Raw genomic sequence first — 25,634 nt, forward strand, 5'->3', positions numbered from 1 at the left:
ACATGCGGAAGACTGTTTTATATCGAAGTGCGATTGCGTAGCGAATATCTTGATCCAATCGAGTATCGCTCATATCAAGCAGCATTTCATCTAGCTCCTTACGAAGAACGTAGTCAAGTTCCTTGCATTCTTTTTCGTTAAACAGCATTCCCAACATATGACCATACTCCCTTATCAGCAGATTATAAAGTACTTATATTTGCTCAACTATTGTTCCAATCTTTACCTGTTTTTAAACTCAACTGCTAAGGTTTCAAACTTACCCCGATTAATCTTTAGCTTCTCTTTAGGCTCTCCCCTTTGTTATGTTCAATTTTCAAGAAATATATAAATAATTGGCCATAATATTTTATTGTGACAATAAACGATAAGTTATGCCACTCTCAATTGCAGCTGCTATAAGCAGTAAGATGACAGACCATATAGACACCCTCAACGTTTGTTTCATAAATACATCCCACGACAGGCCAGTTTCTTTACGCTTTAGCCCTATGCTTGTACCTATAGTAGACATTATGTTGATTCCGAACTTCAATCCGAAAGCACAGGCGATAATCAAAACTGGCAATTCAATCACACCATGAGGCAGTAACCCTTTTACAACAACCTCATAGATACTTCTTCCTATATCTGTCTGCAAGTGTACTACGAACCCTAATACCATACCGTTCACAATCAAAAATATAAACGGTACGATTCCAAATACAGCCCCCATAAATATAACCAGCACACATTTAATTGCATTATTGAAAAAGATAAATACAAAAAAACTCCATTGTGGATGCTCAGAATTCTGCAAGCGCTGCGCTACTTCTCCCAGCCCCTTCATTTGTTGCGCCAGCATGGATTGAATAGTGCCTGTACTTAACCATCCCACTATAATACTTGTGCAGAAAAGAATTGCAGAGATAAAAATTAGCCGTCTTGTCGTGTGTAAATCGTGAAAAAAAGCTTTTAGTCCCATTTGATAATTCCTCCTATTAGTCCAATGGAATAATTGACAACCCCCGGCATAGCTTTAAGTAAACAAGCACTTCTAGGATGAAAGGAGCGTTATTAACCATGAATTCTTTTTTCTATGTATTAAACGGTAAAAAAATCAAACGATTCTTAATCGTAATGGCTGCAGCCGTCTTTACCGTTGGAGTCATTTATGTAGAAACCGATAATGTTACGGTTTTTTCCGAGGAAGCACCAACCGCTATTTATAGTGTACCCACGGACAAAAAGTTGATCGCTCTCACCTTTGATATTAGTTGGGGAGATAAGCGTACTGCCCCCATCTTAAAAGTCCTTGAGGATAAAAAAGTGACCAAGTCCACCTTTTTCCTTTCTGCCCCTTGGAGTAAAACACATCCAGAGCTTGTGAATCAGATTAAAGAAAGTGGATTTGAAATCGGCAGTCATGGCCATAAACATGAAAATTACAGTAGCTTAAGCGATGAAGATATTCGTAAGCAGATTTCAATTGCTCATACCACATTAACCGAACTGACGGGACAGTCCCCGAAGTTGATCCGTATGCCTAATGGCGACTTTGATAAAAGGGTCCTTCAGGTTGCCGGCACTTTAGGCTACAAAACCATTCAGTGGGATACAGATTCCCTGGATTGGAAAAACCCTGGTACTCAGGTCATAATCGACCGTGTTGTAAATAAAGCGCATCCTGGCGATATCGTCCTTCTGCATGCCAGTGATTCCTGTAAACAAACGCATGAAGCCTTGCCCGCCATTATCGACAAGTTGCGTGCACAGGGCTATGAATTCGTGACTGTATCTGAACTGCTTCAACAGGGTACAGTAAAAGGCAAAGAGGTACGCGATCAGGCACTGGGTCTTTAAGGAGTTATTTTACATCGTTCTCAGCTAAAAACCAAAAGCAAATCGACATATTTCTCCCCATTCATCCGCATACTATCCACATTCATGATGAAGGAGGAATACGGCCATGAATTGGACTCGTTTGCGATTTGTTAGCACGGTATGCGTACTGGGCGTTGCACTGAGTGGATGCGGCTCGGATCAGGGTTCTGCGCCCCCCCAGAACAGTTATAAAGAGATGAAAACGATGGTTGTCGATATCCTGAAAAGTGATGACGGAAAAAAAGCGGTAGAGGAAGCTTTAACTGGGGAAAACAGTTCATCCAAAGAAGGACAATCCGGTCAAAGCAGTGAAGAGGGTGGATCTGGTGGTGGGGCTGGTGGCAGCATGGGAATGAAGATGCTTATGCCCATGCAATCGGCTGAGCAGATGAAGATCGCAGTCAAAGATACTTTGATATCACCTGAATATAAAAAAGAAATCGAAAAGATTATGACTGATCCGCGTTTTGCCGGAGAATTTGCCAAAGCCATCAACAGCCAAAGCAAACAGCTTCATATGCAACTTATAAAAGACCCTTCTTATCAAAAATCAATTGAAGCAATGCTCAAGTCGCCAGAATTAACCAAAATGTATATGGACTTAACTAAAACCCCTGAATATCGCAAACAATCTATGACAGTCATGCATGATGCCATGCAAAATCCGATTTTCCGACTTGAGGTTATGAATTTACTCAAAACCGTCGTACAAGAGGAGCTTCAACCCAAGGTTGAGAAAAAAAGTGGTGAGCAAGGCGGTGCAGGCGGCGATAAGCAAGGTGGTGGGGGCGGCGAAGGTGGGGGCGAAGGAGAACAAGGAGGAAGCCAATAATAAAAAGGCTGGTTTAAAAACCAGCCTCAGATTGTCGAGAAACCCCGTCATTTTGAGACGTGGGTTTCTTTTTTACATCATAATGCTCTGGTCTCTGGAGAAGCAGGGGGGGTTACCCCTGTTTCTCCAGGCGATCTAGGTGGATCGCCATCTTCTTCATGTTCTGCACGGCTGCCGTCATAAGGGCTTGTTCCCTGACGTTTGGAAGACCGCGCAAACGGCAATAGCGAAACCCATGGAGCTCTTTGGCATCCGCGAAGCTTCGCTCAATCGTCTCTTTTCGTTTGCGGTACAGCTTTTTACCAGATGGGCTCAGCCGGTTGCTCCGTACCCACTCTTTGCTGTCTTCCCAGACATGCCGAGTCACCACTTTGCGGTGGTTTCGAGACTGGGTACACTGACTTAGCAGTGGGCAATGCTGGCACTGAGCTGGGTCAGAGGCATACTGCCGGTATCCCTTACGGTCCGTCGTTCGGTAGGGCAGTTCCTGTTGGGCTGGGCATCTATACGCATTGCGTTTGGCATCGTATTCAAACTTCCATTTCGGAAACAGTCCTTGTCTGGGATGGAATCTTCGGTGAGCAATCACGGCAAAAATCTTTCGGTTCTGCAAACCTCGGCAAATCGGCGTTGTTAAATAACCTGAATCTAGTGCAACAGCTTCTACTTGAAAACCAAAACGTTCTCTTTGGCGATCCAAACGGGACAAATAGGGGACAGAATCATGTACATTCCCTGGTGTCACATGCACGTCCGTAATCAGATTGTACTTCATATCCACCGTGCGGTGGTCCAGATAGAAGAAGCCTTCGGGCTTGCCATCACGGATCATATAGCCGCTGTCCGGGTCTGTTTTGCTCACTTTAATTTCTTTTTCTTCGTTCACTTCCTCTCGGGATTTTAAGGCTTTTTTCCGTGGTTTCTCCGGTCATCCTTCACCGCTTCGTTCAGCTCGTCCATATAGTCTTTAGTATTCTGCAACACTTGTTCTTTGATGTACTGGTGCCTGTTAGCATTGGCTTTGACGTGTGTGGAATCGGTGACGAGAACACGCCCACCCACCATTCGGTGAGAGATCGCCTGCAGCACAATTTCATCGAAGATATCTTGAAAGATCGTGGTGTCTTTAAAGCGAGTGCGACGATTCCAGCTAATCGTCGTATGGTCCGGAACTTTATCCGTTAAGCCCAACCCCAGAAACCAACGATAAGCTAGGTTCGTCTGAATTTCTCGCTCGAGTTGCCGTTCTGAGCGAATGCCATAGAAATAACCGAGAAAGATCATTTTAAACAATACGGTAGGATCAATGGCAGGACGCCCGTTGTCTGCACAATACAGTGGCCGAACTTTATCATCGATAAACGAAAAATCGATATACTTATCTACTTTGCGGAGCAAGTGATCTTGAGGAACCAGATCTTCGATGGAAACAAATTCGTAGGATTGTTGTTTTTCGCGGTTGGAACGTAGCATATCAACACCATCCCTTCTACAATAGTTACCTATATTATACAACATTAACGCGGTGTCGTCTTAAACAAAATTAACATAAAATAGGCTGTCGAGACTTTCTCGACAGCCTGAGGCTGGTTTAAAAACCAGCCTTTTTTCTTTATTTAGATTTCGTGTGCAAGATCATAATTTGAGCAGCAATATCATTGTAAATGGCTCCTGTCGCCGACTCGGATTTATATACTGATGGAGAAAAGTCGGCTTCTGACGGATGATTATCTGGAATACCCAGCGGAATTTGAGCAAGAAGTTTTGTATGAAGAGTGTCTGCCAGCATACCCCCTCCTCCTCGCCCAAAAACATAGTCCTTTTCTCCAGTGGAGGACACATAATAAGACATGTTCTCCACAACACCGATGACCTTATGATCCGTTTGAAGCGCCATTGCGCCTGCACGTGCAGCTACAAAAGCCGCCGTTGCATGTGGAGTAGTGACAATGATTTCTTCACTCTGCGGAATCATTTGATGTACGTCAAGCGCTACATCGCCAGTGCCTGGTGGTAAATCGAGAATCATATAGTCCAGTTTTCCCCATTCGACATCACTAAAAAACTGTCTGAGCATTCTCCCCAGCATGGGACCTCTCCAGATCACCGGGTTGTTCTCTCTGACAAAGAAGCCCATAGACATGATTTTGATACCAAATCGCTCCACTGGCTGAATGATACCCTCTTCGACAGAAGGCACATCCTCTACTCCAATCATATCCGGCACACTGAATCCATAGATATCCGCATCAATTAAACCCACACGCTTCCCATGTCTAGCTAAAGCAGCAGCCAAATTTACAGCTACTGTCGATTTTCCGACACCACCTTTTCCGCTTGCAATAGCAATAAACCGGACGCCAGATGCTGGGTTAAGCAGCTCATGTTCTTCCATACCGACAGCATGTCCTTTGGTCAAAACCGGGTCAGCGGCGTCCTCGGTATTCTCCCCAGCTTGAATTGCGGACTTTTCATGCTCAGATGCCTCACGAATACGAATATGGACGTGACTTAATCCCGCCTCTTCTAAAGTCTGCCGGATTTCCCGCTCCAGTTCTGCAAGCGTCTCTTCCTGGTTATTCAGACTAATAGCGGTCAAGGATACACGATCCTCTTTAACAACCACATCCCGAATAAAATGGAGATCGACTAGACGGCGTCCTGTATAAGGCTCCCGTACTTGTTGAAGTAACTCTATAACTTGCTCTCTTGATTGCATGATTTATCAGCACCTCTGCTTTGATGAATTTACGGAGTGGTAAACACTTACAGTATACCACTATCTGGCCTCAGGTGCTGGTGAGATCCCCTTTTCCCCGGCACAGTAACGCAAAATCCCCTTATATATGGACGCCGCCACCTGTCTTTGATAGTTCACGTCACTTAGTCGTCTGGCCTCCTCTGGATGGGACAAAAATCCGACTTCAACAAGGGCTGATGGCATTTTGAGAGCTTTCAATAAATAAACTGTGTTCACGGTCTTAGCCACTCTGTCCGTATTTTCCAAGTTACGTTTGATCTCTTCCTGAATTAAAGACGCCAAATTCTCGTTATCTGCATGGTTAGGTACGTAAAAGGTCTGGGCTCCACTCCAACGGCTCGACGGGATACTGTTCATATGAATACTTAGAAAGAGGTCTGCTTTCTGCTCCTCAATTATACGCACACGCTGCTTCAAATCCTCCGTTTTTCTTTTGGAATAACCTTTCGTTTCTTGCTGCGCCAGGTCACGGTCATCCTCACGTGTCATGACAACAACAGCACCTGCTTGCTGTAAATAATCCCGCAAATAAAAAGCGATTGCCAGATTAATATCCTTTTCAATAATCCCTTCTTTGCTAACCGCCCCTCCATCAGGCCCTCCGTGTCCAGCATCTATGGCAATTACTTTACCTGTAAGGGGTAAACTCCAATGGGTCCAAGCTCTCGAAGCAGGTATCTCATACAATGCCAGCGTAATAAATAGAACGGCGAGGCAACAGCCCAACAGCATTTTTTGCAACGTCCGATAGCGAATCCACAGTGTAACCTCGTTTTTACGATTATTTTTTTGCATAACAAAACGCCTCCGTCCTATACAGATACTAATAATCTATATGGGACGAGGCGTGTAGATAGTACAACTCAGGCATGAACAAATTCCTTCATACCTTCAATCAGCACTTGAGCAACTTCCGGTCGTGTAAATTCAGGTGGCGGGCAAACCCCAGAGCGCAACAATTCCCGTACCTTGGTGCCCGAGAGCGTTAAATGTTGCTCCTTGGGATGTGGGCATGTTTTACTTGAAGCCATGTTTCCACATCGGGTGCAATAAAAGCTGTGTTCAAAGAACAATGGAGTAATCCCCAGCTCTTCAGGTGTAAAGTGCCTGAAAATTTCCTGTGCCTCGTAGGTACCATAATAGTCTCCTACACCAGCATGATCCCTTCCAACAATAAAATGGGTGCAGCCATAGTTCTTTCGCACAATAGCATGAAAAATGGCCTCTCTAGGGCCCGCGTATCGCATGGCAGCAGGAAATACCCCCAGAAAAGTCCGATCAGCCGGATAATAATTGTCCAGCAGCACCAGATAGCTCTTCATACGCACATCTGCCGGAACGTCATCTGACTTGGTTTCACCAACGAGTGGGTTTAGAAACAATGCATCCACAATCTCCATCGCGCTTTTTTGGATGTACTCATGTGCTCGGTGTACCGGATTTCGTGTTTGAAAACCGACCACTGTTTTCCAGCCTTTTTCTGCAAAATAGTCGCGTGTCTGTGATGGTGTATAGTAAAACTCACTAAATTGTGTGGCCTCCGGCCGATTCAGCACTTGCACAGATCCACCAACATACGTAGCAGGTCGATCTAACAGTTTGTTTACGCCAGGATGAGCCGGGTCATCCGTCTTGAATACTCTTCTGGCTTCCTCAGCCTGATCTACCTGATAAATACTTTCAATATTAAGTACAGCATAAATGGTACCGTCTGTTTCCCCCACTAAAGCCACCTGCTGACCTAATTTCAATTCACTGGCTATACTTTCTGCAACTGCAAGAGTAATGGGAATACTCCAGACTGTACCATCGGCAAGACGCATATCTGTTACCACTGACCGATAGTCAGATTCATTCATAAACCCCGTCAAAGGAGAGAAAGCCCCCACTCCAATCAAATCCAGATCAGAAATGGTCCATGAGTTTACACGGATAGGAAACAAATCCTCTGCGGCCTGCAAAAGTGCTTTTTGCTTCGGTCCTGTAATGATTTTATCAACAAGTGTTCCGCCATGCGGAAGAATTGCAGTCATAATGCACTTCCCTTCTTCTTCATAAATATGACTCATAGCTACCTGAATATCATTTTATTGATGGAGCCCGCACTCCGTTTTCTCATTGCCAGACCAGCGACCTGCACGAGGATCTTCACCTGGTAGGACCTCACGGGTACATTGCTCACAACCGATACTGGGATAATTGCGGTCATGCAATGGATTATACAGCACTTCATGAGTGCGGATATAGTTCCATATATCCTCGGATGTCCAGCTTGCCAAGGGGTTAAATTTGACGAGTCCAAACTTTTCATCATACTCTATCTTTTTTGAATTCGCACGGGTAGGGGCCTGATCGCGGCGAATACCGGTAATCCATGCATCGTATTGCGACAAAATGCGTGTCAGCGGCTCAACTTTGCGTATACCACAACATGTGTTAGGATCTGTTTTCCACAGTTCCTCTCCATGTTTAGCCGCTTGCTCTTCGGGAGTAATTAAGGGAGAGACTCTAACAAAATCCAAGTTGTACCTGGCCTTCATCTGATCTCGCGTATCGTAAGTTTCTTGAAAATGAAAGTCGGTGTCCAAGTAAAAAATGTCGGTGGAAGGGCTAATTTTTTGAAGCATGTCTACTAGTACTACATCTTCTGCTCCGAAGCTACAAGCAAAGGTAAGATTGGGAAATGTAAGAACAGCATACTGGATAATTTCCTCTGGCGTAGCATCTTCCAGTTCAATTGCCTTGACTCTAATCAACGCTTCTTTCTCCAATAAATTCATTATCAATGCGCCTCCATATGAAGATTCATAAATAGTGTTACTCCAATACCGACTAAACTAATAAGATTAAATATAGTATAAAACTTTCTTAATCATTGTCAATCCAAGGCAAAATGTCCTGCTGCAAGCATTTATCCACCCAAACTTGTAGGAATGTTGTTCTGTCAGCATTCTTTAATGCTTTCTTGCGTATCCAACCAAGTTCATTGACTTTATATAAAATATTCTTATACCAACCATTTGGAATGGCCCATAGGCACATTGCGCGGCAGCATATCGGTAATGCTGAACAGCTTTGGGTTGCTTTGATCAAGCAAGAACCATCTGTAGAAGAAAGCAAGCATCGTTTCTGAATCTAAGATTATCGAAGGATGCTAACCGAGGAAAGTGAAAATAACTTTAGGTTTCAGAGCTCTTATTTTGCATTCCAAAGATGAAGTTGGTATGTGGACGAGGTTCAGATGAATTCAAAGGCAAAATAGCCTTTACTCAAATTTTTTTACCAGATGAAATACTATACTATTCTGGAGCTCTAGCGTCAGCGATGCCTTCATTCTGAAAATTACAAAAGAAATGACTGCACGCTGAACTCTTATTACACCTCTATTCAATCCTAAAGCGCTCGTAGCGGCAATTCCCGAGGAATTGATCACTGAACACAAGCAAGACTCTTATCGCTACTGGAAGCCTATTTAAAGCCTGTCATCAATGAGGGCGATTTTATGAGGGTAGACAGTCGGACAATACATTGTGCTCCCAGTTATAGTTTGAAGCGATTACTGAATAGACTATTTCCATTACCAGGTCATCGCCGTTGCAATTGCAGTAGCTAGGAAGGGGCAGTGCTAGGCTAAGGACCGTCGTTCTGCCCCGTGCACACAAATAAAAAGAGGTATTCCTTGCTGTATCCCTAGCTACGCACAAAACAGCTGTACAAGAGGCATAGACAGTGCCAGCCAGAACATATCAAGGAGGACTTCACATAAACAAGTGAAAGCAAAGTATCCCTCGTGAAACAGCAATTAGCAGAGAATATTAAAATGAGGCTATATTGAACAGCCGAACATTATATTTTTAGTCACAGGTTATACACATTACAGAATAAACTGCGTTGAAATTGCAAACTGTATTTGTGTATAACAATATCATCTTCAATTCGATCGTGGATAACTTTTCGTGTTCCGTGCATTTGCATGCGGTTATTTATGTATTCGCTGAAACATGCTGAAGCTTGTAATTTATAGAGTAGGTCTCCTTATCCACATGTGGATAAGGATCAGGAAATGACTAAATAAAAAAGAACCCTTTCCATAAGGAAAAGGTTCTTCTGTATTCGAAATATTAACGTTTCGAGAACTGTGGTGCACGACGAGCGGCTTTGAGACCGTATTTTTTACGTTCTTTCATACGTGGGTCACGAGTCAAGAAGCCTGCTTTTTTCAAAGCTGGACGGAATTCTGGATCTGCTTTCAACAGAGCACGGGAAATACCGTGACGAATTGCGCCGGCTTGACCAGAGATACCACCACCATGAGCAATAACGAGTACGTCATAGCTGCCAACTGTTTCTGTAAGGTTCAGTGGTTGTTTTACGATCAGTTTGAGAGTTTCCAAACCGAAATATTCATTAATATCACGCTTATTGATGACAATGCGTCCTTCACCCGGTACGAGACGAACACGAGCTACCGAATGTTTACGACGACCTGTCCCATAGTATTGTACTTGTGCCATGAAACTGTCCTCCCTTTTAATTATCCGCGAAGTTCGTAAACTTCAGGTTTTTGTGCTGCATGTGGATGCTCAGTGCCTCTGTAAGCTTTAAGTCTCAGCTTCATTTTCTCGCCTTGACGAGTTTTAGGAAGCATACCGTGAACAGCCAATTCCAACATACGCTCAGGCTTGTTCTTAACCATTTCTTGTGCAACCGTTACTTTCAGACCACCTGGATGCAGGGAGTGACGGTAGTATTTCTTGTTCTCCATTTTTTTACCGGTCAATACGATTTTTTCCGCATTGATTACAACAACAAAATCACCTGTGTCCACATGTGGTGTAAATTGTGGCTTGTGTTTGCCGCGAATCAACGCAGCCGCTTCGCTTGCCAGACGGCCGAGCGTTTTGCCTTCGGCATCAATGATGTGCCAGTTGCGCTCAACTTCATTTGGCTTCGCCATATACGTAGTACGCATGAAAAGTATCCTCCTTAAGTTCGTTAACAGAAATCATCATTTATCTTCGTTCGTTAAGTTGCTGCATTATTGATGGATTAGATGTTACTTTAAAGTGATTATCTTAATTGGGGCTGTGGGAAAGCCATTAAGAAAACACAACTTTTATATTACAGGATAACCATCAATTCCGCAAGAGTAAAATCAATGTTTTTTGATGTTTTCGTCGTACTCTACATTCCAGAGAGTTAAAGCGTGTCCGACGGCCGTAGGTCCAGCCTTTGAACGATTTTTCGCCTCCAAAATGGAAGGAATATCATCCGACGATTTTTTGCCTTCTCCCACTTCCAGCAAAGTCCCCATAATAATCCGAACCATGTGCTGCAAAAATCCGCTACCTGTAATATAAGTATGGATAATTCCCTGATCATCCGAGCCCGGACGTGAAAAGGAATGGTCTACTGTCATATAGGCTTCGTAAATAGTGCGAACATGATTCGTCTTTTGGGAACGTCGAGATGCGAACGAAGTATAATCAAAGGTGCCAACTAAATGAGCCAACCCTTCCTCCATCGCTCTTACATCCAGACTCGTTGGATGATGGGCCTGTGTACGACGGTGAAAGATGTCCGGAAACCGGTTCGCATTAATACTGTACCGATATGTCTTCCGCTTCGCCATGCGGCGTGCATGAAAGGACATTGGCACCTCTCTCGCATCCGTAACGATGATATCACGAGGCAACCAGGCATTAAGTGCCAGACACCAGCGCTGTATTGGAATCGGCGATTCAGTGTGAAAATTGAATACCTGCCCGTATGCATGTACACCTGCATCTGTACGGCCTGAGCCTGTAATTTTAAGACGCTCGCCCGTCAATGAGTAGATAGCATGTTCAAGGCAGTCCTGAATAGTGTTACCGTTAGGCTGCGTCTGAAAGCCATCATAGTGGGTTCCGTCATAGTTCACCTTCATGCACAAGTTCCGCATGCTTCTCACACCTTTATAGGGGTATTCTCTGGCCTTACAAGGAATAACCGAACATAACAAAGGAGAAGTCCCTCAAGGACTCCTCCAAGAGAAAAAAAGGGTTGTTCAGAATCAAGCCGATTCTGTCCACCCTTCCCTCATCTTCGCCTGTTTACGCGCGGTCAACCAATTCCAGATATACCATTGGAGCGGCGTCGCCACGACGAGGTCCCAATTTCAAGATACGAGTGTATCCACCTGGACGCTCAGTGTAACGTGTAGCCAATTCGCTAAACAGCTTTTGGATTGCATCCTGCTCACCATCCAAAGTTTCACGGCGAACGAACGCAGCCACTTGACGACGTGCGTGCAGATCTCCTTTTTTCGCTTTGGTGATCAGTTTTTCAGCAATAGAACGAACTTCTTTTGCTTTAGCCTCAGTAGTTTGGATACGCTCATACAAGAACAGATCGGTTACCAAATCACGAAACAAAGCTTTACGGGCACTGGAGTTACGGCCCAATTTTTGGTATGCCATGTAATTTCCCCTCCTTCACAAAAACGTTGCTGTACTATTCTTCCGTACGAAGTCCTAAACCAAGTTCCTCGAGCTTCTCTTGTACTTCTTCCAAAGATTTGCGACCCAAGTTACGGACCTTCATCATATCTTCTTCAGATTTAGTCGTGAGTTCTTGTACCGTATTGATACCAGCGCGCTTAAGGCAGTTATAGGAACGGACGGAGAGATCCAGCTCTTCGATCGTCATTTCAAGAACTTTTTCTTTCTTGTCTTCTTCTTTTTCAACCATAATTTCAGCATCTTTAGCCTCGTCCGTGAGACCCACGAACAACATCACATGCTCGGTCAAAATTTTGGCTCCAAGGCTCACTGCTTCCTCGGGACGAATACTTCCGTCAGTCCAAACCTCAAGTGTCAGCTTGTCATAATTCGTAACCTGGCCGACACGCGTATTTTCTACGCCGTAGTTCACGCGTGCAATCGGAGTGTAGATGGAGTCGACGGGAATGACGCCGATCGGCTGGTCATCACGTTTGTTCCGATCCTGCTTAACGTAACCGCGACCGCGATTGGCAAAAATACGCATGTGAAGTCTCGAACCCGGTCCGAGCGTAGCAATGTGAAGATCCGGATTAAGAATTTCCACATCACTATCCGCACGGATATCTCCTGCCGTTACAACTCCTTCGCCTTCCGCATCGATTTCGAGTACTTTCTCTTCATCCGAGTGGATTTTAAGCGATAAAGCTTTCAAGTTCAGAATGATCTCCGTTACGTCTTCCTTCACACCGGGAACCGTTGCAAACTCGTGCAGAACCCCATCGATTTGAACCGATGTGACTGCTGCCCCCGGTAACGAGGATAACAGAATACGGCGAAGCGAGTTTCCAAGCGTCGTACCGTATCCGCGTTCCAGCGGTTCTACTACGAATTTTCCATAGGTGCCATCATCATTGACGTCAACCGTCTCAATTTTCGGCTTTTCGATTTCTATCACTGCAATATCCCTCCTTCAAAACGTCGCTCCTATATGAAACATTCACCTTATCCATAGTCTATCATGCAGTATACCTAAACATCCATTCTTGGCAGTTTGTGCCGGATCTATACTACACGCAGAGGAGAAATCTCATTAGACGCGACGACGTTTTGGAGGACGGCATCCGTTATGAGGTACCGGAGTTACGTCTTTGATCAGGTTAACTTCCAAACCAGCAGCTTGCAAAGAGCGGATTGCTGCTTCGCGACCTGCACCAGGTCCTTTAACCATGACTTCGACAGTTTTCATGCCGTGTTCCATAGCAGCTTTAGCAGCAGTTTCTGCGGCCATTTGCGCTGCGAATGGAGTAGATTTACGGGAACCACGGAATCCCATGCCGCCTGAGCTGGCCCAAGAGATTGCGTTACCGTGTGGATCTGTGATCGTAACGATCGTGTTGTTGAACGTGGAACGGATGTGTGCCACGCCAGTCTCGATATTTTTACGGTCACGGCGTTTTGTACGTACAACTTTTTTCGGTTTAGCCATTGAATGTTATCCTCCCTTCTTATTTCTTTTTGTTCGCTACAGTCCGACGAGGACCTTTACGCGTACGAGCATTAGTTTTAGTACGTTGTCCGCGAACAGGCAACCCACGACGGTGACGAACACCACGGTAGCAGCCAATCTCAGTCAGACGTTTAATATTCAAGGAAATTTCACGACGCAGATCGCCTTCTACTTTAACTTCTTTGTCGATCGTTTCACGTAATTTGCTCACTTCATCTTCAGTCAAATCACGAACACGCGTGTTTGCACTGATGCCTGTTTCCTTCAAGATTTTCTGAGAAGTCGTTTTACCGATTCCGAAAATGTAAGTCAAGGCGATCTCAACGCGTTTGTCACGTGGCAAATCCACACCAGCTATACGAGCCATTTTACGCTACACCCCCTTCTATTAACCTTGTTTTTGTTTGTGTTTCGGATTTTCGCAAATAACCATTACATTCCCTTTGCGGCGAATGACTTTGCATTTTTCGCAAATAGGTTTTACAGAAGGTCTTACCTTCATGTTGATTACCTCCTCCAAGCTTTACCCTGGTAAAACTCGCTTCGTGAACATTCACATCGTTTTGCCGAGCAAAACAAGTTTTTTTAAATGATATACGTTTAATAAAAACCTGCATGAATTACTTGCGGTACGTTATACGGCCTTTGGTTAAATCGTAAGGCGATAACTGTACAACCACCTTGTCGCCTGTCAAAATACGGATAAAGTGCATCCGCAGCTTTCCGGAAACATGAGCAAGAATTTGATGACCGTTCTCCAGCTCTACCTTGAACGTAGCGTTCGGCAGTGGCTCGATTACCGTACCTTCAACCTCAATGACATCTTCTTTGGCCAAAGTCAGTCTCCTTTCTCTTCAGCTTGGTATTCGGACGAATCCAGGAAAGTTTTCACTGCATGGCGCAGCTTTCCATTCGTCACCCGACCGCTTTCGTTTAAACTGTTTACAATCTCGCTACTAATCTTTGGCTGAGGCACCAAATGAAGAACATTTTTCTTCTTCGCTTGATCAAACTTTCGTTTATCCCCATCCGCAATATATACAAACCTGCTATCTGCTACTGAAACGACAACCGCAATCTGTCCGGCACCTCTGCCTTTCAGAATCTTCACCAGCTGACCGATTTGCAGGTTTCCTTGCTGAATCATTCCAATCACCTACGCACTCAGTTTCGTGAAAATGTCCATGCCGCCCGTTTCGCACGTCACCGCTTGCTCGTTATGAGCACATGAGGTTACGTTCATCGTAACGACCGTCCAGTTGTCTTCCAGCGTCCCTACATGGTGAGAACCTATTTGAATCATAGATTCAATAGCCAGCACAATGCCGGTTTTCAGCCTCGGCCCCTGCTCAGGAATACCACGGTTTGGATTCTCAATATATTGCCGAATGGCATGCGACATTGTAAACTGGCGAGTTTTCGCGATGATATCGCCTTTGTTTAACTTGCGTTTGCCGGGAAATCCGTGCACCAGTTGTTCGTTGACTGAAGCGCAAATGCTAGCAGGAAAACCGTTATAACCTTTAAAAGACGGCACAGCTCCCTGACTGCGAATATACCGATCAGCTAAATGATCAAGTTCACCGGTCGTAATACCGGGCTCGATGTGTCCTGCCAAGAAATGATCCGTTTCCGTAACTATTCTCTCAGCTTTCCTCATAAAGCTTGATTCCGCCCCCGACTTGCAAATGATCATTACAGCTAACCCCGCAACAAGGACACGATATTTTGGGAAACCACATCAATATCCTGTTCTCCGTCGATATGACGCAGAAGATTCTGGTTCTCATAAAACGTGAGGAGTGGTGCTGTTTTATTACTATATTCGTCAAGTCGTGTTCTTACGCTATCTTCATTATCGTCAGGACGCTGATAGAGTTCCCCACCGTCTTTGTCGCAAATGCCTTCAACCTTAGGAGGATTAAAGACAATATGATAGCTAGTTCCGCAGGTTTTACAAACCCGCCGTCCTGTGATTCGTGCCAACAAGTTGTCACTATCCACTTTCAAGTTAATAACGTCATCTAGCTTCGTATTCAAACGACCCAAAATTTGATCCAAGGCTTCAGCCTGAGCCAAAGTTCTTGGAAAACCGTCCAGCAAGAACCCTTTCTTGCAATCTGGCTGTTGCAGCCGTTCTTCAACGATGCCGATTGTTACGTCATCCGGAACAAGTTCACCCTTGTCGATATATTCTTTAGCTTTAATGCCAATAGGTGTTCCCTGTTTCATCGCTAGGCGAAAAGCATCACCTGTCGAGATATGAGGAATGCCGAATTCCTTCACAATGACATCTGCTTGTGTACCTTTACCAGCCCCCGGAGGGCCCATGATCAAAATATTCACAATCTGTCACTCCTCAAGACGACCCCTACACAAGAAACAGCACAAAAGGTGCCGGTAAGCATGCGAACATCCTAAGCCGGTACCTATTGCCTATTTGTTGATGAAGCCTTTGTAATGGCGTTTGATCAGTTGGCTTTCGATTTGCTTCATTGTATCCAATGCTACACCAATGATGATGAGCAATGAAGTACCGCCAATTTGCACGGAACGAGGCAAGCCCGAAAGCGAACCGAAGAATACCGGCAAAACGGATATGACTGCCAGAAACAAAGCTCCTGTCATTGTCAAACGTGACATTACTCGTGTCAAGTATTTCTCCGTGGCTTTACCCGGACGAATTCCCGGAATATAACCGCCGTTTTTCTTCATATTGTCGGCCATTTGCTGCGGATTCATCTGTACAAAGGTATAGAAGAATGTGAAACCGATAATCATTACGACATACAAAACCATGCCCAGCGGCTTGTCATAATACAAGTAAGTGGTAACCCACTTAGCCCAAACATGATCTGCCCAGAAACTCGCAATAATTGTCGGGAATTGCAGCAATGATACCGCAAAGATTACCGGAATAACGCCTGCCGCATTAATTTTCATCGGAATATGCGTATTCTGGCCACCGTACATTTTGTTGCCAACTACACGTTTCGCGTATTGTACCGGGATTTTCCGAATACCTTGCTGGATGTAGATAACACCAACAATAATCAGAACAATCACCAGAGCAATTATAATTGCCTTCAGAATATTCATAAACAGCTGATCCGCCTGAATAAACTGAGATTCTACAACCGTCCGAATATGTCTTGGAATACCCGCCGCAATCCCTGCGAAGATAACAATAGAGATACCATTGCCGATTCCCTTTTCGGTAATTTGCTCACCGAGCCACATAAGGAACGTAGTTCCTGCTGTAAGCACAATGGCAATGACCAGATAATCTGCAAAAGTGGCTCCTGGAATCATCGCTGCACCGTACAGTCGATTAAAGCCAATCGACGTTCCGAATGCTTGAATCAGGCCAAGTATTACCGTACCATAACGCGTAATTTGAGCCAACTTCTTTTTACCATGCTCTCCTTGTTTAGCCCATTCCGCAAGTTTCGGAATCACGTCCATTGACAGCAACTGTACAATGATGGACGCTGTAATATATGGCATAATCCCGAGGGCAAAGATCGAAAACTGATACAATGCGCCCCCTGAGAAGGTGTTAAGGAGTCCAAACAACTCGCTTCCTGCTTGATCCTGAGAAGTAAAGACTTGCTTGTTCACGCCGGGAACCGGCACGAAGGAGCCAATACGATATACAAAGAGTATAAACAGGGTGAACAGGATTCGGGTTCTAAGATCCTCAACCCGCCATATATTTTTCAGGGTCTTGAACATTAGATCACCTCGGTTTTACCGCCGGCAGCTTCAATTTTCTCTACCGCAGATTGAGAGAACTTGTTCGCTTTAACTGTCAATTTCACAGTGATTTCACCGTTACCCAGAATTTTAATTCCGGATTTGGCGTTTTTCACAATGCCATTGTTCAGCAAAAACTCAGGGCTTACTTCTGTACCCGCTGCAAAACTGTTCAAATCTTCGATATTCAAAACCGCATACTCTTTACGAGTAGGATTTACGAAACCGCGTTTAGGCAAGCGACGATACAGTGGGTTTTGACCACCCTCGAAGCCCGGACGTACACCACCGCCGGAACGAGCGTTTTGACCTTTATGACCACGACCAGAAGTTTTACCCGTACCGCTACTAGGACCACGACCCAAACGTTTACGTTCTTTGCGGGAGCCTGGAGCTGGGGAAAGCTCATGTAACTTCATCGTTCGTTGCACCTCCTTGATTATTGTTAAAATACTTTATTACTTAAGCCTCAATTTCTTTAACAGAAACCAAATGGCTAACTTGATTAATCATCCCGCGAATAGCTGCATTGTCGGGTTGAACTACTTTATGGTTGATTTTACGCAAGCCGAGCGTTTTAACAGTCGTTCTCTGATTACCAGGACGGCCGATCAACGAACGAACGAGGGTAATTTCTAATTTCGCCATGATATTCCCTCCTTAGCCCAGCAGCTCTTCGATGGATTTGCCGCGCAATTTTGCAACTTCTTCAGCGCGTTTCAAACGGGACAAACCTTCCAAAGTCGCATTGACCATATTCATGGAATTCGAAGAACCCAAAGATTTTGTCAAGATATCACCTACACCAGCAAGTTCCAGTACAGCACGAACCGGACCGCCAGCGATAACTCCAGTACCTTCCGATGCCGGTTTCAACAGAACCCGGCCAGCACCGAACTTACCTGTAACAAGGTGAGGAATTGTTGTTCCTACGAGTGGAACGTGAACCAGGTTTTTCTTAGCATCTTCAATACCTTTGCGAATTGCATCAGGTACTTCGCCAGCTTTACCGATTCCAGCGCCTACCCAGCCGTTGCCGTCGCCCACTACTACCAGAGCACTGAAGCTGAAACGGCGTCCGCCTTTGACAACTTTAGCTACACGATTAATATTTACTACTCTTTCAGTCAGTTCCAAAGTATTCGGATCTACACGCAAGTCGTTAACCTCCTTTTGAGAAATGTCTTAGAATTCAAGGCCTGCTTCGCGAGCTGCATCAGCCAAAGCTTGAATCCGTCCATGATACAAGTATCCACCACGGTCAAATACGATGTTAGCATGACCTTTTTCTTTCGCACGTTTAGCAACGAGTTCGCCAACCTTACGAGCTGCTTCTACACTACCGCCGTTTTTGATTTCGCTGCTCAGTTCTTTATCCATAGTGGATGCAGATACCAATGTTACACCAGCTACATCATCAATCAGTTGTGCGTAGATATGCTTGGAAGAGCGGAATACGTTCAAACGAGGACGTACAGCCGTACCTTCGATTTTCTTACGTACACGCAGATGTCTTCTGACACGTGCTTTATTTTTATCTTGTTTTGTAATCATCTCAAGTTTTCACTCCCTTCAGTTTGCCTTTTAAAACTTTATACTAAGACGCACTGGGTAAAAAAGAAGTACGAAGTCCTTCCAGCAGAAAGACCGCACAAAGTCGGTAAGAAACTTATTTCTTCTTACCGGCTTTACCTTCTTTACGGATGATGCGCTCGCCTTCGTATTTAATCCCTTTACCTTTGTACGGTTCAGGTTCACGAACGGAACGAATTTTAGCAGCGTAGGCACCTACACGCTCTTTATCAATTCCGCGAACGATGATTTTAGTGTTCGAAGGAACTTCGAATTCGATGCCCGCTTCCGGTGTGATTTCAACCGGATGAGAATATCCAACGTTCAGAACGATTTTATCTCCGGATTTGCTTGCACGATATCCGACCCCAACCAGCTCCAGAGATTTTGAAAATCCTTCAGTTACACCACTTACCATGTTGCTGACAACGCTGCGGGTTGTTCCATGCAAAGAGCGGTGAAGTTTGTTGTCCGAAGGACGAACTACATTAATTTCATTGTTTTCCACAGTAACGGACATGTCTTTATGAAGCTCACGAGTCAATGTTCCTTTAGGACCTTTAACTGTGATCGCTGTGTTGTTCAAAGTCACGTCAACACCACTTGGTACTGTGATTGGTTTACGACCAATACGGGACATATCTGTTGCACCTCCTATCTTTTAAACGTTATCTTACCAAACGTAGCAAACAACTTCTCCGCCGGCTTTAGACTGACGTGCTTCTTTGTCGGTCATGATACCCTTGGATGTTGAAATGATTGCGATCCCGAGTCCACCCAGTACGCGTGGAATCTCATTGCTCTTCGTGTAAACGCGAAGACCTGGTTTACTGATTCTTTTCAAACCTGTGATAACACGCTCGTTGTTCGCACCGTATTTCAAGAAAATACGGATGATCCCTTGTTTGCTATCTTCAACAAATTCCGCATCACGAATGAATCCTTCACGTTTCAGGATGTCGGCGATTTGTTTTTTCATTGTAGATGCAGGCATTTCTACTGTTTCGTGACGAACTGTGTTCGCGTTACGAATACGAGTAAGCATATCTGCAATTGGATCAGACATAGTCATTGTGTATAAACCTCCTTCCCAAACAGGACTTTTTACCAGCTTGCTTTTTTCACGCCAGGAATCTGGCCTTTATAAGCTAATTCACGGAAGCAAATTCTGCAGATCTTAAACTTTTGCAGTACCGAATGTGGACGACCACAACGCTCGCAACGAGTGTAAGCACGAACTTTAAACTTTGGTGCGCGTTGTTGTTTGACTTTCATCGAAGTTTTTGCCACTTAGCCTGACACCTCCTAAATAGTTTCGGAGAACAGGGTGTCTTTAAAATCAGACGCCCGAAACGTTATGCCAACATTATTTTGCGAAAGGCATGCCCAGCTGAGTCAGAAGCTCACGGGACTCTTCGTCAGTTTTGGCAGTCGTTACGATAACGATGTCCATACCACGAACTTTATCAACTTGATCATACTCGATTTCCGGGAAGATCAACTGTTCTTTCAGACCAAGCGTGTAGTTACCACGTCCGTCGAAAGCTTTTGTTGATACACCATGGAAGTCACGTACGCGAGGAAGAGTAATGTTGAACAATTTGTCCAAGAAATAATACATACGCTCGCCACGAAGTGTTACCTTTACACCGATTGGCATGTTTTCACGCAATTTAAAACCTGCGATAGATTTTTTCGCGCGAGTGATTACTGGCTTTTGACCAGCGATCAGCTGCATGTCGTTGAGAGCTGAATCAAGCACTTTGGAGTTTTGGACTGCGTCGCCAACACCCATGTTGATTACAACTTTCTCGATTTTAGGCACTTGCATCACTGTTGTATAGTTGAACTTCTGCATCAAAGCAGGAGTGATTTCTTTCAAGAAACGTTCTTTCATTCTTGTTGTAGCCATGAATCATATACCTCCTTTCTTTAAAAAATAATTAGTCGATCACTTCGCCAGAACGTTTTGCAATGCGCACTTTTTTTCCGTTGTCCAAAACTTTGTAACCAACACGGGTTACTTTTCCGCTCTTCGGATCAATGTGCATAACGTTGGAAACGTGAATCGGAGCTTCTTTCTCGATGATGCCGCCTTGTGGATTCAGCTGATTAGGCTTTTGGTGTTTTTTAATCATGTTAACACCTTCCACAAGCACACGGTTTTGACGAGGGTAAGCAGCGATAACGCGACCTTTTTTACCTTTATCTTTACCTGTAATCACCAGAACAGTGTCGTCTTTTTTGACGTGCAGCTTGTTGTTATGGGATTCCAGAACTTTTTTCACTTTTGGCATTTCGTACACCTCCTACGGGCACATTTTAAGGTGAGTTTAGATCACTTCCGGAGCCAAGGAAACGATTTTCATGAAGTCCTTGTCACGAAGTTCGCGAGCAACTGGTCCGAAAATACGAGTACCACGTGGGCTCTTGTCTTCTTTAACGACCACTGCTGCGTTCTCGTCAAATCCGATGTAGGAACCGTCTTTACGGCGGATAGAACGTTTAGTACGAACAACAACCGCTCTTACTACATCACCCTTTTTGACAACGCCGCCTGGTGTTGCTTGTTTTACGGAACAAACGATCAGGTCACCAATTTGAGCTGTACGACGTCCCGTACCACCGAGCACACGGATACACATCAGTTCCTTCGCGCCGGAATTGTCAGCTACAGTCAAACGTGTAAATGGTTGAATCATTTATTTATCCTCCTTTCGGAAAAACTACACTACATTAGATTATAACAGCTTTTTCAACGATTTCGACCAGTCTCCAGTTTTTGTCTTTGGACAAAGGGCGAGTTTCCATGATTTTAACAGTATCACCGATTTGTGCAGTGTTGTTTTCATCATGAGCTTTGAATTTCTTAGTTACTTTAATGCGTTTATGGTAGAGATCATGTTTTTTGTAAGTTTCTACAGCAATCACAATCGTTTTATCCATTTTGTCGCTGACTACTTTACCGACTAATACTTTACGGGCATTACGTTCGCTCATTGTTGGCCTCCTTCCTAATTACAGGCGGATTTTCCACCCGGTCTGATATCTTAGCTAATCCCAAGTTCTCTTTCACGGATCACAGTTTTAGCACGAGCAATTTCCTTACGCACAGCGCCGATCCGAGTCGGGTTATCAAGCTGACCGGTAGCGAGTTGAAAACGAAGGTTAAAAAGTTCTTCTTTAAAACCGGAGATCTTTTGTTCGATTTCAGCAGTGGTTAGGTTGCGGAATTCACTAGCCTTCATTTGCTTCACCACCCAATTCTTCACGTTTCACAAACTTAGTTTTGATTGGCAGTTTGTGAGCGGCAAGACGCATTGCTTCACGAGCAATCTCTTCCGGAACACCAGCAAGTTCAAACATAATCTTGCCTGGTTTCACTACTGCAACCCATTTTTCTACGTTACCTTTACCACTACCCATACGAACCTCAAGAGGCTTCTGAGTAATTGGTTTATCAGGGAAAATTTTAATCCAAACCTTACCACCACGTTTGATGTAACGAGTCATCGCAATACGAGCAGCTTCGATTTGACGGTTAGTAATCCATGCAGGTTCAGTAGCTTGCAAACCGTACTCACCAAAGTTCAGTGTAGTACCGCCTTTTGCACGACCCTTCATATGACCACGTTGTTGTTTACGATGTTTTACGCGTTTTGGTACCAACATGATTAGTTGCCTCCTTCCTGAGGAGCTTGTTTCTTAGCTGGAGGAAGAACCTCTCCACGATAGATCCATACTTTTACGCCAAGACGGCCGTAAGTAGTATGAGCTTCCGCTGTACCATAGTCAATGTCGGCACGAAGCGTATGCAGTGGAACAGTTCCTTCGCTGTACCCTTCGGAACGAGCGATTTCGGCACCGCCAAGACGTCCGCCTACTTGAGTTTTAATTCCTTTTGCTCCGGAACGCATAGTTCTTTGAATCGCTTGTTTCAAAGCACGACGGAAAGAAACACGACGTTCCAATTGTTGTGCAATGCTTTCAGCAACCAAGATTGCGTCCAGTTCAGGATTTTTAATTTCAGAAATATTGATGTGCACCTTTTTACCGCCTGCGATTTTAGTAATTTCATTACGCAGATTTTCAACTTCGGAACCACCCTTACCGATAACCATACCTGGTTTCGCAGTGTGAATCGTTACATTGACACGGTTAGCTGCTCTCTCGATTTCAACACGGGATACAGCGGAGTCTTTCAATCTTTTTTTCAGATGTTCACGAATTCTAACGTCTTCCAGCAAAAGATCACCGAAATCTTTGCCTGCATACCATTTGGATTCCCAATCACGGATAATACCGATTCGGAGTCCGACGGGATTTACCTTTTGGCCCACACGTTTTCCCTCCTTATTTTTCAGATACCACCAGAGTAATATGACTGGTGCGTTTGTTAATACGGCTTGCACGACCCATTGCACGCGGGCGGAATCGTTTCATTGTAGGACCTTGGTTTACAAAAACCTGAGATACTACCAATTTATTTACGTCCAAAGAGTAGTTGTGATCTGCATTTGCAATCGCAGAATTCAACAATTTCTCAACGACTGGAGAAGCGGACTTTGGAGTGTGACGAAGAATTGCAATCGCCTCACCAACCTGCTTACCGCGAATCAAATCGATAACAAGTTTCACTTTGCGAGCAGAAATCCGTACGGATTTAGCATGTGCTTTTGCTTCCATTGAGTTTACCTCCTCTCAAACACTACGCTGTGTTGATTATCTTCTTGTTTTCTTATCGTCATCCGTATGGCCTTTGTACGTACGTGTTGGAGCAAATTCGCCCAATTTGTGTCCGACCATATCTTCCGTTACGTATACTGGCACGTGTTTACGGCCATCGTATACACCAAACGTATGTCCGATAAATTGCGGGAAAATCGTAGAGCGACGGGACCAAGTTTTGATTACCACTTTTTTCTCCGACTCGTTCAAAACCTCTACTTTTTTCAACAGGTAACCATCAATGAATGGTCCTTTTTTGAGACTGCGACCCATTTATGAATCCTCCCTTCGTTAAAACGTAGTCGTTCCTTAATATGTTAACGTGCGACTTAAGCGCACGTTTTATTACTTAGTACGACGACGAACGATGTACTTATCAGATGCTTTACCTTTTTTACGTGTCTTGTAACCAAGGGTTGGTTTACCCCATGGAGACATTGGAGATTTACGTCCGATTGGAGCGCGACCTTCACCACCACCGTGTGGGTGATCGTTAGGGTTCATTACAACACCGCGAACTTCAGGACGTTGTCCCAACCAGCGACTACGACCAGCTTTACCGATTTTCACCAGTTCATGGTCTTCGTTACCTACAGAACCGATTGTCGCGCGGCAAACTTTCAGAATGCGGCGAACTTCACCAGAAGTCAAACGAATTGTAACATACTTTTCTTCTTTACCAAGAAGTTGGGCTTCCGTACCAGCGGCACGAACGAGTTGGCCACCTTTACCCGGTTTCAATTCGATGTTGTGGATAACCGTACCTACTGGAATGTTTTCCAATGGCAAAGAGTTACCGATTTTAATATCGGAACCTGCACCGGATACCACTTCGTCTCCTACTTTCAGACCTTTAGGAGCGATGATGTAACGTTTTTCACCATCCACATAGTGGATAAGTGCGATGTTGGACGTACGGTTTGGATCATATTCGATCGTAGCAACGCGGCCCGGTATTCCATCTTTGTTACGTTTGAAGTCAATAATACGGTACTTACGTTTGTGTCCGCCGCCATGATGACGAACCGTAATTTTACCTTGGTTATTGCGTCCAGCTTGCTTGCTCAGAGGTGCCAGCAACGATTTCTCGGGCTGATTAGTTGTAATCTCCTCGAAAGTAGATACAGACATAGCACGTCTGGCCGGGGACGTTGGTTTATACTTTTTAATTGGCACTGAGTTTCCCTCCTTACTTTACAGTTTCAATTATACCGTTTCAAAAAACTCAAGCGGCTTACTGTCTTTGCTCAGCGTTACGAACGCTTTCTTCCACTCGCTCGTATAGCCGGAATGACGTCCGTAGCGTTTTGGTTTTGCAGGAACACGAAGCGTATTTACGTTACTTACTTTCACGTTAAAAATGGCTTCGATTGCTTTTTTAACTTCGACTTTGTTAGAACGAATGTCAACCTCGAAAACGTATTTCAAGTCATTCATCATACCAGCCGTACGTTCGGTGATAACCGGACGTTTGATAATATCACGAGGATCCTTCATTACGCGAGCACCTCCTCTACCTTCTGAACTGCTTCCTTCGTAATGATCAGTTTGTCGTGTCCGAGCACATCAAGAACATTAATGCCATCTGCGGCTACAAACTTCACACCAGGAATATTACGAGCGGACAGTGCTACATTATCATCATAGCTAGGAGCTACGATCAATGCTTTACGATCAGCTTTAAGGTTATTCAAAATGGCTGCGAATTCTTTCGTTTTAGGTCCGTTCAGTGTAAGAGCGTCCAATACGATAATTTCATTCTCAATCACTTTGGATGACAACGCCGATTTGATCGCCAGACGACGAACCTTCTTAGGCAATTTGTATGCATAGCTGCGTGGAGTCGGACCAAATACAGTACCGCCACCAACCCATTGCGGTGCACGGATCGAACCTTGACGAGCGCGGCCAGTACCTTTTTGTTTCCAAGGTTTACGTCCGCCACCACGTACTTCAGAACGTCCTTTTACTTTGTGAGTACCTTGACGCAGGGAAGCCAATTGCATAACAACAGCGTCATGAAGAACGTGCTTATTCGGCTCGATACCGAACACTGCGTCGTTCAATTCAATTTCACCAACTTGGCTGCCGCTAATATTAAATAGTGCTACTTTTGGCATTTCGTGTTCCTCC

Annotated in this window: 41 protein-coding genes (1 of these 41 only partly in view); 2 read left to right on the forward strand and 39 right to left on the reverse strand. The window is 44.5% G+C overall.

Annotated elements, in window-relative coordinates; all coding sequences use genetic code 11:
• A protein-coding gene (locus NSQ57_RS21865) for a hypothetical protein (protein ID WP_013312131.1) crosses the window boundary here: on the reverse strand, nucleotides 1-157 show its 5' portion. It extends 74 nt beyond the left edge of the window; the window shows 157 of its 231 coding nt (coding positions 1-157); the start codon lies at nucleotides 155-157; the stop codon falls past the left edge of the window.
• 192 nt (nucleotides 158-349) lie between these two features.
• Complete coding sequence (locus NSQ57_RS21870; RefSeq protein WP_029517533.1) at nucleotides 350-964, reverse strand: stage II sporulation protein M; 615 nt, start codon at nucleotides 962-964, stop codon at nucleotides 350-352.
• A 98-nt stretch (nucleotides 965-1,062) separates the two neighbouring features.
• Between NSQ57_RS21870 and pdaB the strand changes: the two genes are divergently transcribed.
• Nucleotides 1,063-1,842 (forward strand): polysaccharide deacetylase family sporulation protein PdaB, encoded by a 780-nt coding sequence (gene pdaB / locus NSQ57_RS21875; protein ID WP_342425300.1) that lies wholly within the window; start codon nucleotides 1,063-1,065, stop codon nucleotides 1,840-1,842.
• A 106-nt stretch (nucleotides 1,843-1,948) separates the two neighbouring features.
• A complete protein-coding gene (gene gerD / locus NSQ57_RS21880; protein WP_029517534.1) occupies nucleotides 1,949-2,695 on the forward strand; it encodes a spore germination lipoprotein GerD in 747 nt (248 codons plus the stop codon).
• 112 nt (nucleotides 2,696-2,807) lie between these two features.
• On the opposite strand, the gene NSQ57_RS21885 is transcribed toward gerD, so the two are convergent.
• The 37 genes from NSQ57_RS21885 to rplD form a co-directional block, all read right to left on the reverse strand.
• A protein-coding gene (locus NSQ57_RS21885) for an IS1182 family transposase (protein WP_340954273.1) occupies nucleotides 2,808-4,168 on the reverse strand; the annotation gives its coding sequence in 2 pieces (ribosomal slippage) (nucleotides 2,808-3,601 and nucleotides 3,601-4,168; 1,362 coding nt in all).
• Nucleotides 4,169-4,307: 139 nt separating this feature from the next.
• Complete coding sequence (locus NSQ57_RS21890; protein ID WP_342425301.1) at nucleotides 4,308-5,414, reverse strand: Mrp/NBP35 family ATP-binding protein; 1,107 nt, start codon at nucleotides 5,412-5,414, stop codon at nucleotides 4,308-4,310.
• Between the two features lie 60 nt (nucleotides 5,415-5,474).
• Complete coding sequence (gene cwlD / locus NSQ57_RS21895) at nucleotides 5,475-6,251, reverse strand: N-acetylmuramoyl-L-alanine amidase CwlD (protein WP_029514481.1); 777 nt, start codon at nucleotides 6,249-6,251, stop codon at nucleotides 5,475-5,477.
• Between the two features lie 68 nt (nucleotides 6,252-6,319).
• Nucleotides 6,320-7,489, reverse strand: a complete 1,170-nt coding sequence (gene sat / locus NSQ57_RS21900; RefSeq protein ID WP_342425302.1) for a sulfate adenylyltransferase — start codon at nucleotides 7,487-7,489, stop codon at nucleotides 6,320-6,322.
• A gap of 54 nt (nucleotides 7,490-7,543) precedes the next feature.
• Nucleotides 7,544-8,236 carry a phosphoadenylyl-sulfate reductase gene (locus tag NSQ57_RS21905; protein WP_342425303.1) on the reverse strand — a complete coding sequence of 231 codons (693 nt, stop codon included), beginning with the start codon at nucleotides 8,234-8,236 and terminating at the stop codon, nucleotides 7,544-7,546.
• A gap of 1,341 nt (nucleotides 8,237-9,577) precedes the next feature.
• A complete protein-coding gene (gene rpsI, locus NSQ57_RS21910; RefSeq protein WP_013312140.1) occupies nucleotides 9,578-9,970 on the reverse strand; it encodes a 30S ribosomal protein S9 in 393 nt (130 codons plus the stop codon).
• 20 nt (nucleotides 9,971-9,990) lie between these two features.
• A complete protein-coding gene (rplM, locus tag NSQ57_RS21915; protein ID WP_013312141.1) occupies nucleotides 9,991-10,428 on the reverse strand; it encodes a 50S ribosomal protein L13 in 438 nt (145 codons plus the stop codon).
• 183 nt (nucleotides 10,429-10,611) lie between these two features.
• Nucleotides 10,612-11,397, reverse strand: a complete 786-nt coding sequence (gene truA, locus NSQ57_RS21920) for a tRNA pseudouridine(38-40) synthase TruA (RefSeq protein WP_029514484.1) — start codon at nucleotides 11,395-11,397, stop codon at nucleotides 10,612-10,614.
• A gap of 151 nt (nucleotides 11,398-11,548) precedes the next feature.
• Nucleotides 11,549-11,914, reverse strand: a complete 366-nt coding sequence (rplQ, locus tag NSQ57_RS21925; RefSeq protein ID WP_013312143.1) for a 50S ribosomal protein L17 — start codon at nucleotides 11,912-11,914, stop codon at nucleotides 11,549-11,551.
• 34 nt (nucleotides 11,915-11,948) lie between these two features.
• Nucleotides 11,949-12,893 (reverse strand): DNA-directed RNA polymerase subunit alpha, encoded by a 945-nt coding sequence (locus NSQ57_RS21930; protein ID WP_007432558.1) that lies wholly within the window; start codon nucleotides 12,891-12,893, stop codon nucleotides 11,949-11,951.
• Between the two features lie 135 nt (nucleotides 12,894-13,028).
• Nucleotides 13,029-13,424: a 30S ribosomal protein S11 gene (gene rpsK / locus NSQ57_RS21935; protein WP_013312144.1), complete on the reverse strand. Its 396-nt coding sequence runs from the start codon at nucleotides 13,422-13,424 to the stop codon at nucleotides 13,029-13,031.
• 19 nt (nucleotides 13,425-13,443) lie between these two features.
• Nucleotides 13,444-13,812, reverse strand: coding sequence for a 30S ribosomal protein S13 (gene rpsM, locus NSQ57_RS21940; RefSeq protein ID WP_007432560.1), 369 nt, complete (start codon nucleotides 13,810-13,812; stop codon nucleotides 13,444-13,446).
• A 21-nt stretch (nucleotides 13,813-13,833) separates the two neighbouring features.
• Nucleotides 13,834-13,947 (reverse strand): 50S ribosomal protein L36, encoded by a 114-nt coding sequence (gene rpmJ / locus NSQ57_RS21945; protein ID WP_003333770.1) that lies wholly within the window; start codon nucleotides 13,945-13,947, stop codon nucleotides 13,834-13,836.
• Between the two features lie 118 nt (nucleotides 13,948-14,065).
• Complete coding sequence (infA, locus tag NSQ57_RS21950; RefSeq protein WP_006212898.1) at nucleotides 14,066-14,281, reverse strand: translation initiation factor IF-1; 216 nt, start codon at nucleotides 14,279-14,281, stop codon at nucleotides 14,066-14,068.
• Nucleotides 14,282-14,283: 2 nt separating this feature from the next.
• A complete protein-coding gene (locus tag NSQ57_RS21955) occupies nucleotides 14,284-14,592 on the reverse strand; it encodes a KOW domain-containing RNA-binding protein (protein ID WP_013312145.1) in 309 nt (102 codons plus the stop codon).
• 9 nt (nucleotides 14,593-14,601) lie between these two features.
• A complete protein-coding gene (locus NSQ57_RS21960; RefSeq protein ID WP_069011496.1) occupies nucleotides 14,602-15,141 on the reverse strand; it encodes a M24 family metallopeptidase in 540 nt (179 codons plus the stop codon).
• Nucleotides 15,142-15,146: 5 nt separating this feature from the next.
• The gene (locus NSQ57_RS21965) at nucleotides 15,147-15,791 is read right to left on the reverse strand and encodes an adenylate kinase (protein ID WP_029514486.1); all 645 of its coding nucleotides are present in this window, start codon (nucleotides 15,789-15,791) and stop codon (nucleotides 15,147-15,149) included.
• Between the two features lie 90 nt (nucleotides 15,792-15,881).
• Nucleotides 15,882-17,180 carry a preprotein translocase subunit SecY gene (gene secY, locus NSQ57_RS21970; RefSeq protein ID WP_013312148.1) on the reverse strand — a complete coding sequence of 433 codons (1,299 nt, stop codon included), beginning with the start codon at nucleotides 17,178-17,180 and terminating at the stop codon, nucleotides 15,882-15,884.
• Entirely contained in the window at nucleotides 17,180-17,620 is a 441-nt protein-coding gene (gene rplO / locus NSQ57_RS21975) for a 50S ribosomal protein L15 (protein ID WP_013312149.1), read from the reverse strand. Before rplO ends, secY begins: the two co-directional genes overlap by 1 nt.
• Before the next feature lie 43 nt (nucleotides 17,621-17,663).
• Nucleotides 17,664-17,849 (reverse strand): 50S ribosomal protein L30, encoded by a 186-nt coding sequence (rpmD, locus tag NSQ57_RS21980; protein ID WP_013312150.1) that lies wholly within the window; start codon nucleotides 17,847-17,849, stop codon nucleotides 17,664-17,666.
• Nucleotides 17,850-17,861: 12 nt separating this feature from the next.
• Complete coding sequence (gene rpsE, locus NSQ57_RS21985) at nucleotides 17,862-18,359, reverse strand: 30S ribosomal protein S5 (RefSeq protein ID WP_013312151.1); 498 nt, start codon at nucleotides 18,357-18,359, stop codon at nucleotides 17,862-17,864.
• Between the two features lie 27 nt (nucleotides 18,360-18,386).
• Nucleotides 18,387-18,755, reverse strand: a complete 369-nt coding sequence (gene rplR / locus NSQ57_RS21990) for a 50S ribosomal protein L18 (protein ID WP_007432568.1) — start codon at nucleotides 18,753-18,755, stop codon at nucleotides 18,387-18,389.
• A gap of 115 nt (nucleotides 18,756-18,870) precedes the next feature.
• Entirely contained in the window at nucleotides 18,871-19,413 is a 543-nt protein-coding gene (rplF, locus tag NSQ57_RS21995) for a 50S ribosomal protein L6 (protein ID WP_029514488.1), read from the reverse strand.
• A 33-nt stretch (nucleotides 19,414-19,446) separates the two neighbouring features.
• Nucleotides 19,447-19,845, reverse strand: a complete 399-nt coding sequence (gene rpsH / locus NSQ57_RS22000) for a 30S ribosomal protein S8 (RefSeq protein WP_007432570.1) — start codon at nucleotides 19,843-19,845, stop codon at nucleotides 19,447-19,449.
• A gap of 32 nt (nucleotides 19,846-19,877) precedes the next feature.
• Nucleotides 19,878-20,063 carry a type Z 30S ribosomal protein S14 gene (locus NSQ57_RS22005; protein WP_010348808.1) on the reverse strand — a complete coding sequence of 62 codons (186 nt, stop codon included), beginning with the start codon at nucleotides 20,061-20,063 and terminating at the stop codon, nucleotides 19,878-19,880.
• Nucleotides 20,064-20,139: 76 nt separating this feature from the next.
• Entirely contained in the window at nucleotides 20,140-20,685 is a 546-nt protein-coding gene (gene rplE / locus NSQ57_RS22010; protein WP_007432571.1) for a 50S ribosomal protein L5, read from the reverse strand.
• Between the two features lie 31 nt (nucleotides 20,686-20,716).
• Nucleotides 20,717-21,070, reverse strand: a complete 354-nt coding sequence (rplX, locus tag NSQ57_RS22015) for a 50S ribosomal protein L24 (protein ID WP_013312155.1) — start codon at nucleotides 21,068-21,070, stop codon at nucleotides 20,717-20,719.
• A gap of 36 nt (nucleotides 21,071-21,106) precedes the next feature.
• Entirely contained in the window at nucleotides 21,107-21,475 is a 369-nt protein-coding gene (rplN, locus tag NSQ57_RS22020; RefSeq protein WP_007432573.1) for a 50S ribosomal protein L14, read from the reverse strand.
• A 34-nt stretch (nucleotides 21,476-21,509) separates the two neighbouring features.
• The gene (rpsQ, locus tag NSQ57_RS22025; protein ID WP_007432574.1) at nucleotides 21,510-21,773 is read right to left on the reverse strand and encodes a 30S ribosomal protein S17; all 264 of its coding nucleotides are present in this window, start codon (nucleotides 21,771-21,773) and stop codon (nucleotides 21,510-21,512) included.
• A gap of 50 nt (nucleotides 21,774-21,823) precedes the next feature.
• Entirely contained in the window at nucleotides 21,824-22,021 is a 198-nt protein-coding gene (gene rpmC / locus NSQ57_RS22030) for a 50S ribosomal protein L29 (RefSeq protein ID WP_007432575.1), read from the reverse strand.
• Complete coding sequence (gene rplP, locus NSQ57_RS22035) at nucleotides 22,011-22,445, reverse strand: 50S ribosomal protein L16 (protein WP_007432576.1); 435 nt, start codon at nucleotides 22,443-22,445, stop codon at nucleotides 22,011-22,013. Before rplP ends, rpmC begins: the two co-directional genes overlap by 11 nt.
• Before the next feature lie 2 nt (nucleotides 22,446-22,447).
• Nucleotides 22,448-23,113 (reverse strand): 30S ribosomal protein S3, encoded by a 666-nt coding sequence (gene rpsC / locus NSQ57_RS22040; RefSeq protein ID WP_013312156.1) that lies wholly within the window; start codon nucleotides 23,111-23,113, stop codon nucleotides 22,448-22,450.
• 13 nt (nucleotides 23,114-23,126) lie between these two features.
• Nucleotides 23,127-23,459: a 50S ribosomal protein L22 gene (gene rplV / locus NSQ57_RS22045; protein WP_013312157.1), complete on the reverse strand. Its 333-nt coding sequence runs from the start codon at nucleotides 23,457-23,459 to the stop codon at nucleotides 23,127-23,129.
• A gap of 36 nt (nucleotides 23,460-23,495) precedes the next feature.
• A complete protein-coding gene (gene rpsS / locus NSQ57_RS22050) occupies nucleotides 23,496-23,774 on the reverse strand; it encodes a 30S ribosomal protein S19 (RefSeq protein ID WP_029514489.1) in 279 nt (92 codons plus the stop codon).
• Nucleotides 23,775-23,846: 72 nt separating this feature from the next.
• Entirely contained in the window at nucleotides 23,847-24,677 is an 831-nt protein-coding gene (gene rplB / locus NSQ57_RS22055; RefSeq protein WP_029514490.1) for a 50S ribosomal protein L2, read from the reverse strand.
• 30 nt (nucleotides 24,678-24,707) lie between these two features.
• The gene (rplW, locus tag NSQ57_RS22060; protein ID WP_013312159.1) at nucleotides 24,708-24,998 is read right to left on the reverse strand and encodes a 50S ribosomal protein L23; all 291 of its coding nucleotides are present in this window, start codon (nucleotides 24,996-24,998) and stop codon (nucleotides 24,708-24,710) included.
• Entirely contained in the window at nucleotides 24,998-25,621 is a 624-nt protein-coding gene (gene rplD, locus NSQ57_RS22065; RefSeq protein WP_013312160.1) for a 50S ribosomal protein L4, read from the reverse strand. Before rplD ends, rplW begins: the two co-directional genes overlap by 1 nt.
• Nucleotides 25,622-25,634 lie beyond the last annotated feature (13 nt).

Origin of the sequence: Paenibacillus sp. FSL L8-0502, from assembly GCF_038593055.1 — a bacterium.
Taxonomy (GTDB): Bacteria; Bacillota; Bacilli; order Paenibacillales; family Paenibacillaceae; genus Paenibacillus; species Paenibacillus polymyxa_D.

Excerpts from the sequence above, each read along its gene's own strand:
- NSQ57_RS21955 (WP_013312145.1), bottom strand. The coding sequence starts at position 14,592 with ATGATTCAGCAAGGAAACCTGCAAATCGGTCAGCTGGTGAAGATTCTG.
- rplR (WP_007432568.1), bottom strand. The coding sequence starts at position 18,755 with ATGATTACAAAACAAGATAAAAATAAAGCACGTGTCAGAAGACATCTG.
- rpmD (WP_013312150.1), bottom strand. The coding sequence starts at position 17,849 with ATGGCGAAATTAGAAATTACCCTCGTTCGTTCGTTGATCGGCCGTCCT.
- pdaB (WP_342425300.1), top strand. The coding sequence starts at position 1,063 with ATGAATTCTTTTTTCTATGTATTAAACGGTAAAAAAATCAAACGATTC.
- rplX (WP_013312155.1), bottom strand. The coding sequence starts at position 21,070 with ATGCCAAAAGTGAAAAAAGTTCTGGAATCCCATAACAACAAGCTGCAC.
- rpsS (WP_029514489.1), bottom strand. The coding sequence starts at position 23,774 with ATGGGTCGCAGTCTCAAAAAAGGACCATTCATTGATGGTTACCTGTTG.
- rpsK (WP_013312144.1), bottom strand. The coding sequence starts at position 13,424 with ATGGCTAAACCGAAAAAAGTTGTACGTACAAAACGCCGTGACCGTAAA.
- NSQ57_RS21905 (WP_342425303.1), bottom strand. The coding sequence starts at position 8,236 with ATGAATTTATTGGAGAAAGAAGCGTTGATTAGAGTCAAGGCAATTGAA.
- rplV (WP_013312157.1), bottom strand. The coding sequence starts at position 23,459 with ATGGAAGCAAAAGCACATGCTAAATCCGTACGGATTTCTGCTCGCAAA.
- rpsM (WP_007432560.1), bottom strand. The coding sequence starts at position 13,812 with ATGGCTCGTATAGCTGGTGTGGATTTGCCACGTGACAAACGCGTTGAG.
- rplF (WP_029514488.1), bottom strand. The coding sequence starts at position 19,413 with ATGTCCCGTATTGGTCGTAAACCAATCACAGTACCAAGTGGTGTTGAC.
- rplN (WP_007432573.1), bottom strand. The coding sequence starts at position 21,475 with ATGATTCAACCATTTACACGTTTGACTGTAGCTGACAATTCCGGCGCG.
- cwlD (WP_029514481.1), bottom strand. The coding sequence starts at position 6,251 with ATGCAAAAAAATAATCGTAAAAACGAGGTTACACTGTGGATTCGCTAT.
- rplO (WP_013312149.1), bottom strand. The coding sequence starts at position 17,620 with ATGAAGTTACATGAGCTTTCCCCAGCTCCAGGCTCCCGCAAAGAACGT.
- sat (WP_342425302.1), bottom strand. The coding sequence starts at position 7,489 with ATGACTGCAATTCTTCCGCATGGCGGAACACTTGTTGATAAAATCATT.
- rplQ (WP_013312143.1), bottom strand. The coding sequence starts at position 11,914 with ATGGCATACCAAAAATTGGGCCGTAACTCCAGTGCCCGTAAAGCTTTG.
- rpsI (WP_013312140.1), bottom strand. The coding sequence starts at position 9,970 with ATGGCACAAGTACAATACTATGGGACAGGTCGTCGTAAACATTCGGTA.
- rplD (WP_013312160.1), bottom strand. The coding sequence starts at position 25,621 with ATGCCAAAAGTAGCACTATTTAATATTAGCGGCAGCCAAGTTGGTGAA.
- rplM (WP_013312141.1), bottom strand. The coding sequence starts at position 10,428 with ATGCGTACTACGTATATGGCGAAGCCAAATGAAGTTGAGCGCAACTGG.
- NSQ57_RS21890 (WP_342425301.1), bottom strand. The coding sequence starts at position 5,414 with ATGCAATCAAGAGAGCAAGTTATAGAGTTACTTCAACAAGTACGGGAG.
- rplE (WP_007432571.1), bottom strand. The coding sequence starts at position 20,685 with ATGGCTACAACAAGAATGAAAGAACGTTTCTTGAAAGAAATCACTCCT.
- rpsQ (WP_007432574.1), bottom strand. The coding sequence starts at position 21,773 with ATGAGCGAACGTAATGCCCGTAAAGTATTAGTCGGTAAAGTAGTCAGC.
- rpmC (WP_007432575.1), bottom strand. The coding sequence starts at position 22,021 with ATGAAGGCTAGTGAATTCCGCAACCTAACCACTGCTGAAATCGAACAA.
- gerD (WP_029517534.1), top strand. The coding sequence starts at position 1,949 with ATGAATTGGACTCGTTTGCGATTTGTTAGCACGGTATGCGTACTGGGC.
- rplP (WP_007432576.1), bottom strand. The coding sequence starts at position 22,445 with ATGTTGGTACCAAAACGCGTAAAACATCGTAAACAACAACGTGGTCAT.
- NSQ57_RS21960 (WP_069011496.1), bottom strand. The coding sequence starts at position 15,141 with ATGATCATTTGCAAGTCGGGGGCGGAATCAAGCTTTATGAGGAAAGCT.
- rpsH (WP_007432570.1), bottom strand. The coding sequence starts at position 19,845 with ATGACTATGTCTGATCCAATTGCAGATATGCTTACTCGTATTCGTAAC.
- truA (WP_029514484.1), bottom strand. The coding sequence starts at position 11,397 with ATGCGGAACTTGTGCATGAAGGTGAACTATGACGGAACCCACTATGAT.
- NSQ57_RS21870 (WP_029517533.1), bottom strand. The coding sequence starts at position 964 with ATGGGACTAAAAGCTTTTTTTCACGATTTACACACGACAAGACGGCTA.
- secY (WP_013312148.1), bottom strand. The coding sequence starts at position 17,180 with ATGTTCAAGACCCTGAAAAATATATGGCGGGTTGAGGATCTTAGAACC.
- rpmJ (WP_003333770.1), bottom strand. The coding sequence starts at position 13,947 with ATGAAGGTAAGACCTTCTGTAAAACCTATTTGCGAAAAATGCAAAGTC.
- rplW (WP_013312159.1), bottom strand. The coding sequence starts at position 24,998 with ATGAAGGATCCTCGTGATATTATCAAACGTCCGGTTATCACCGAACGT.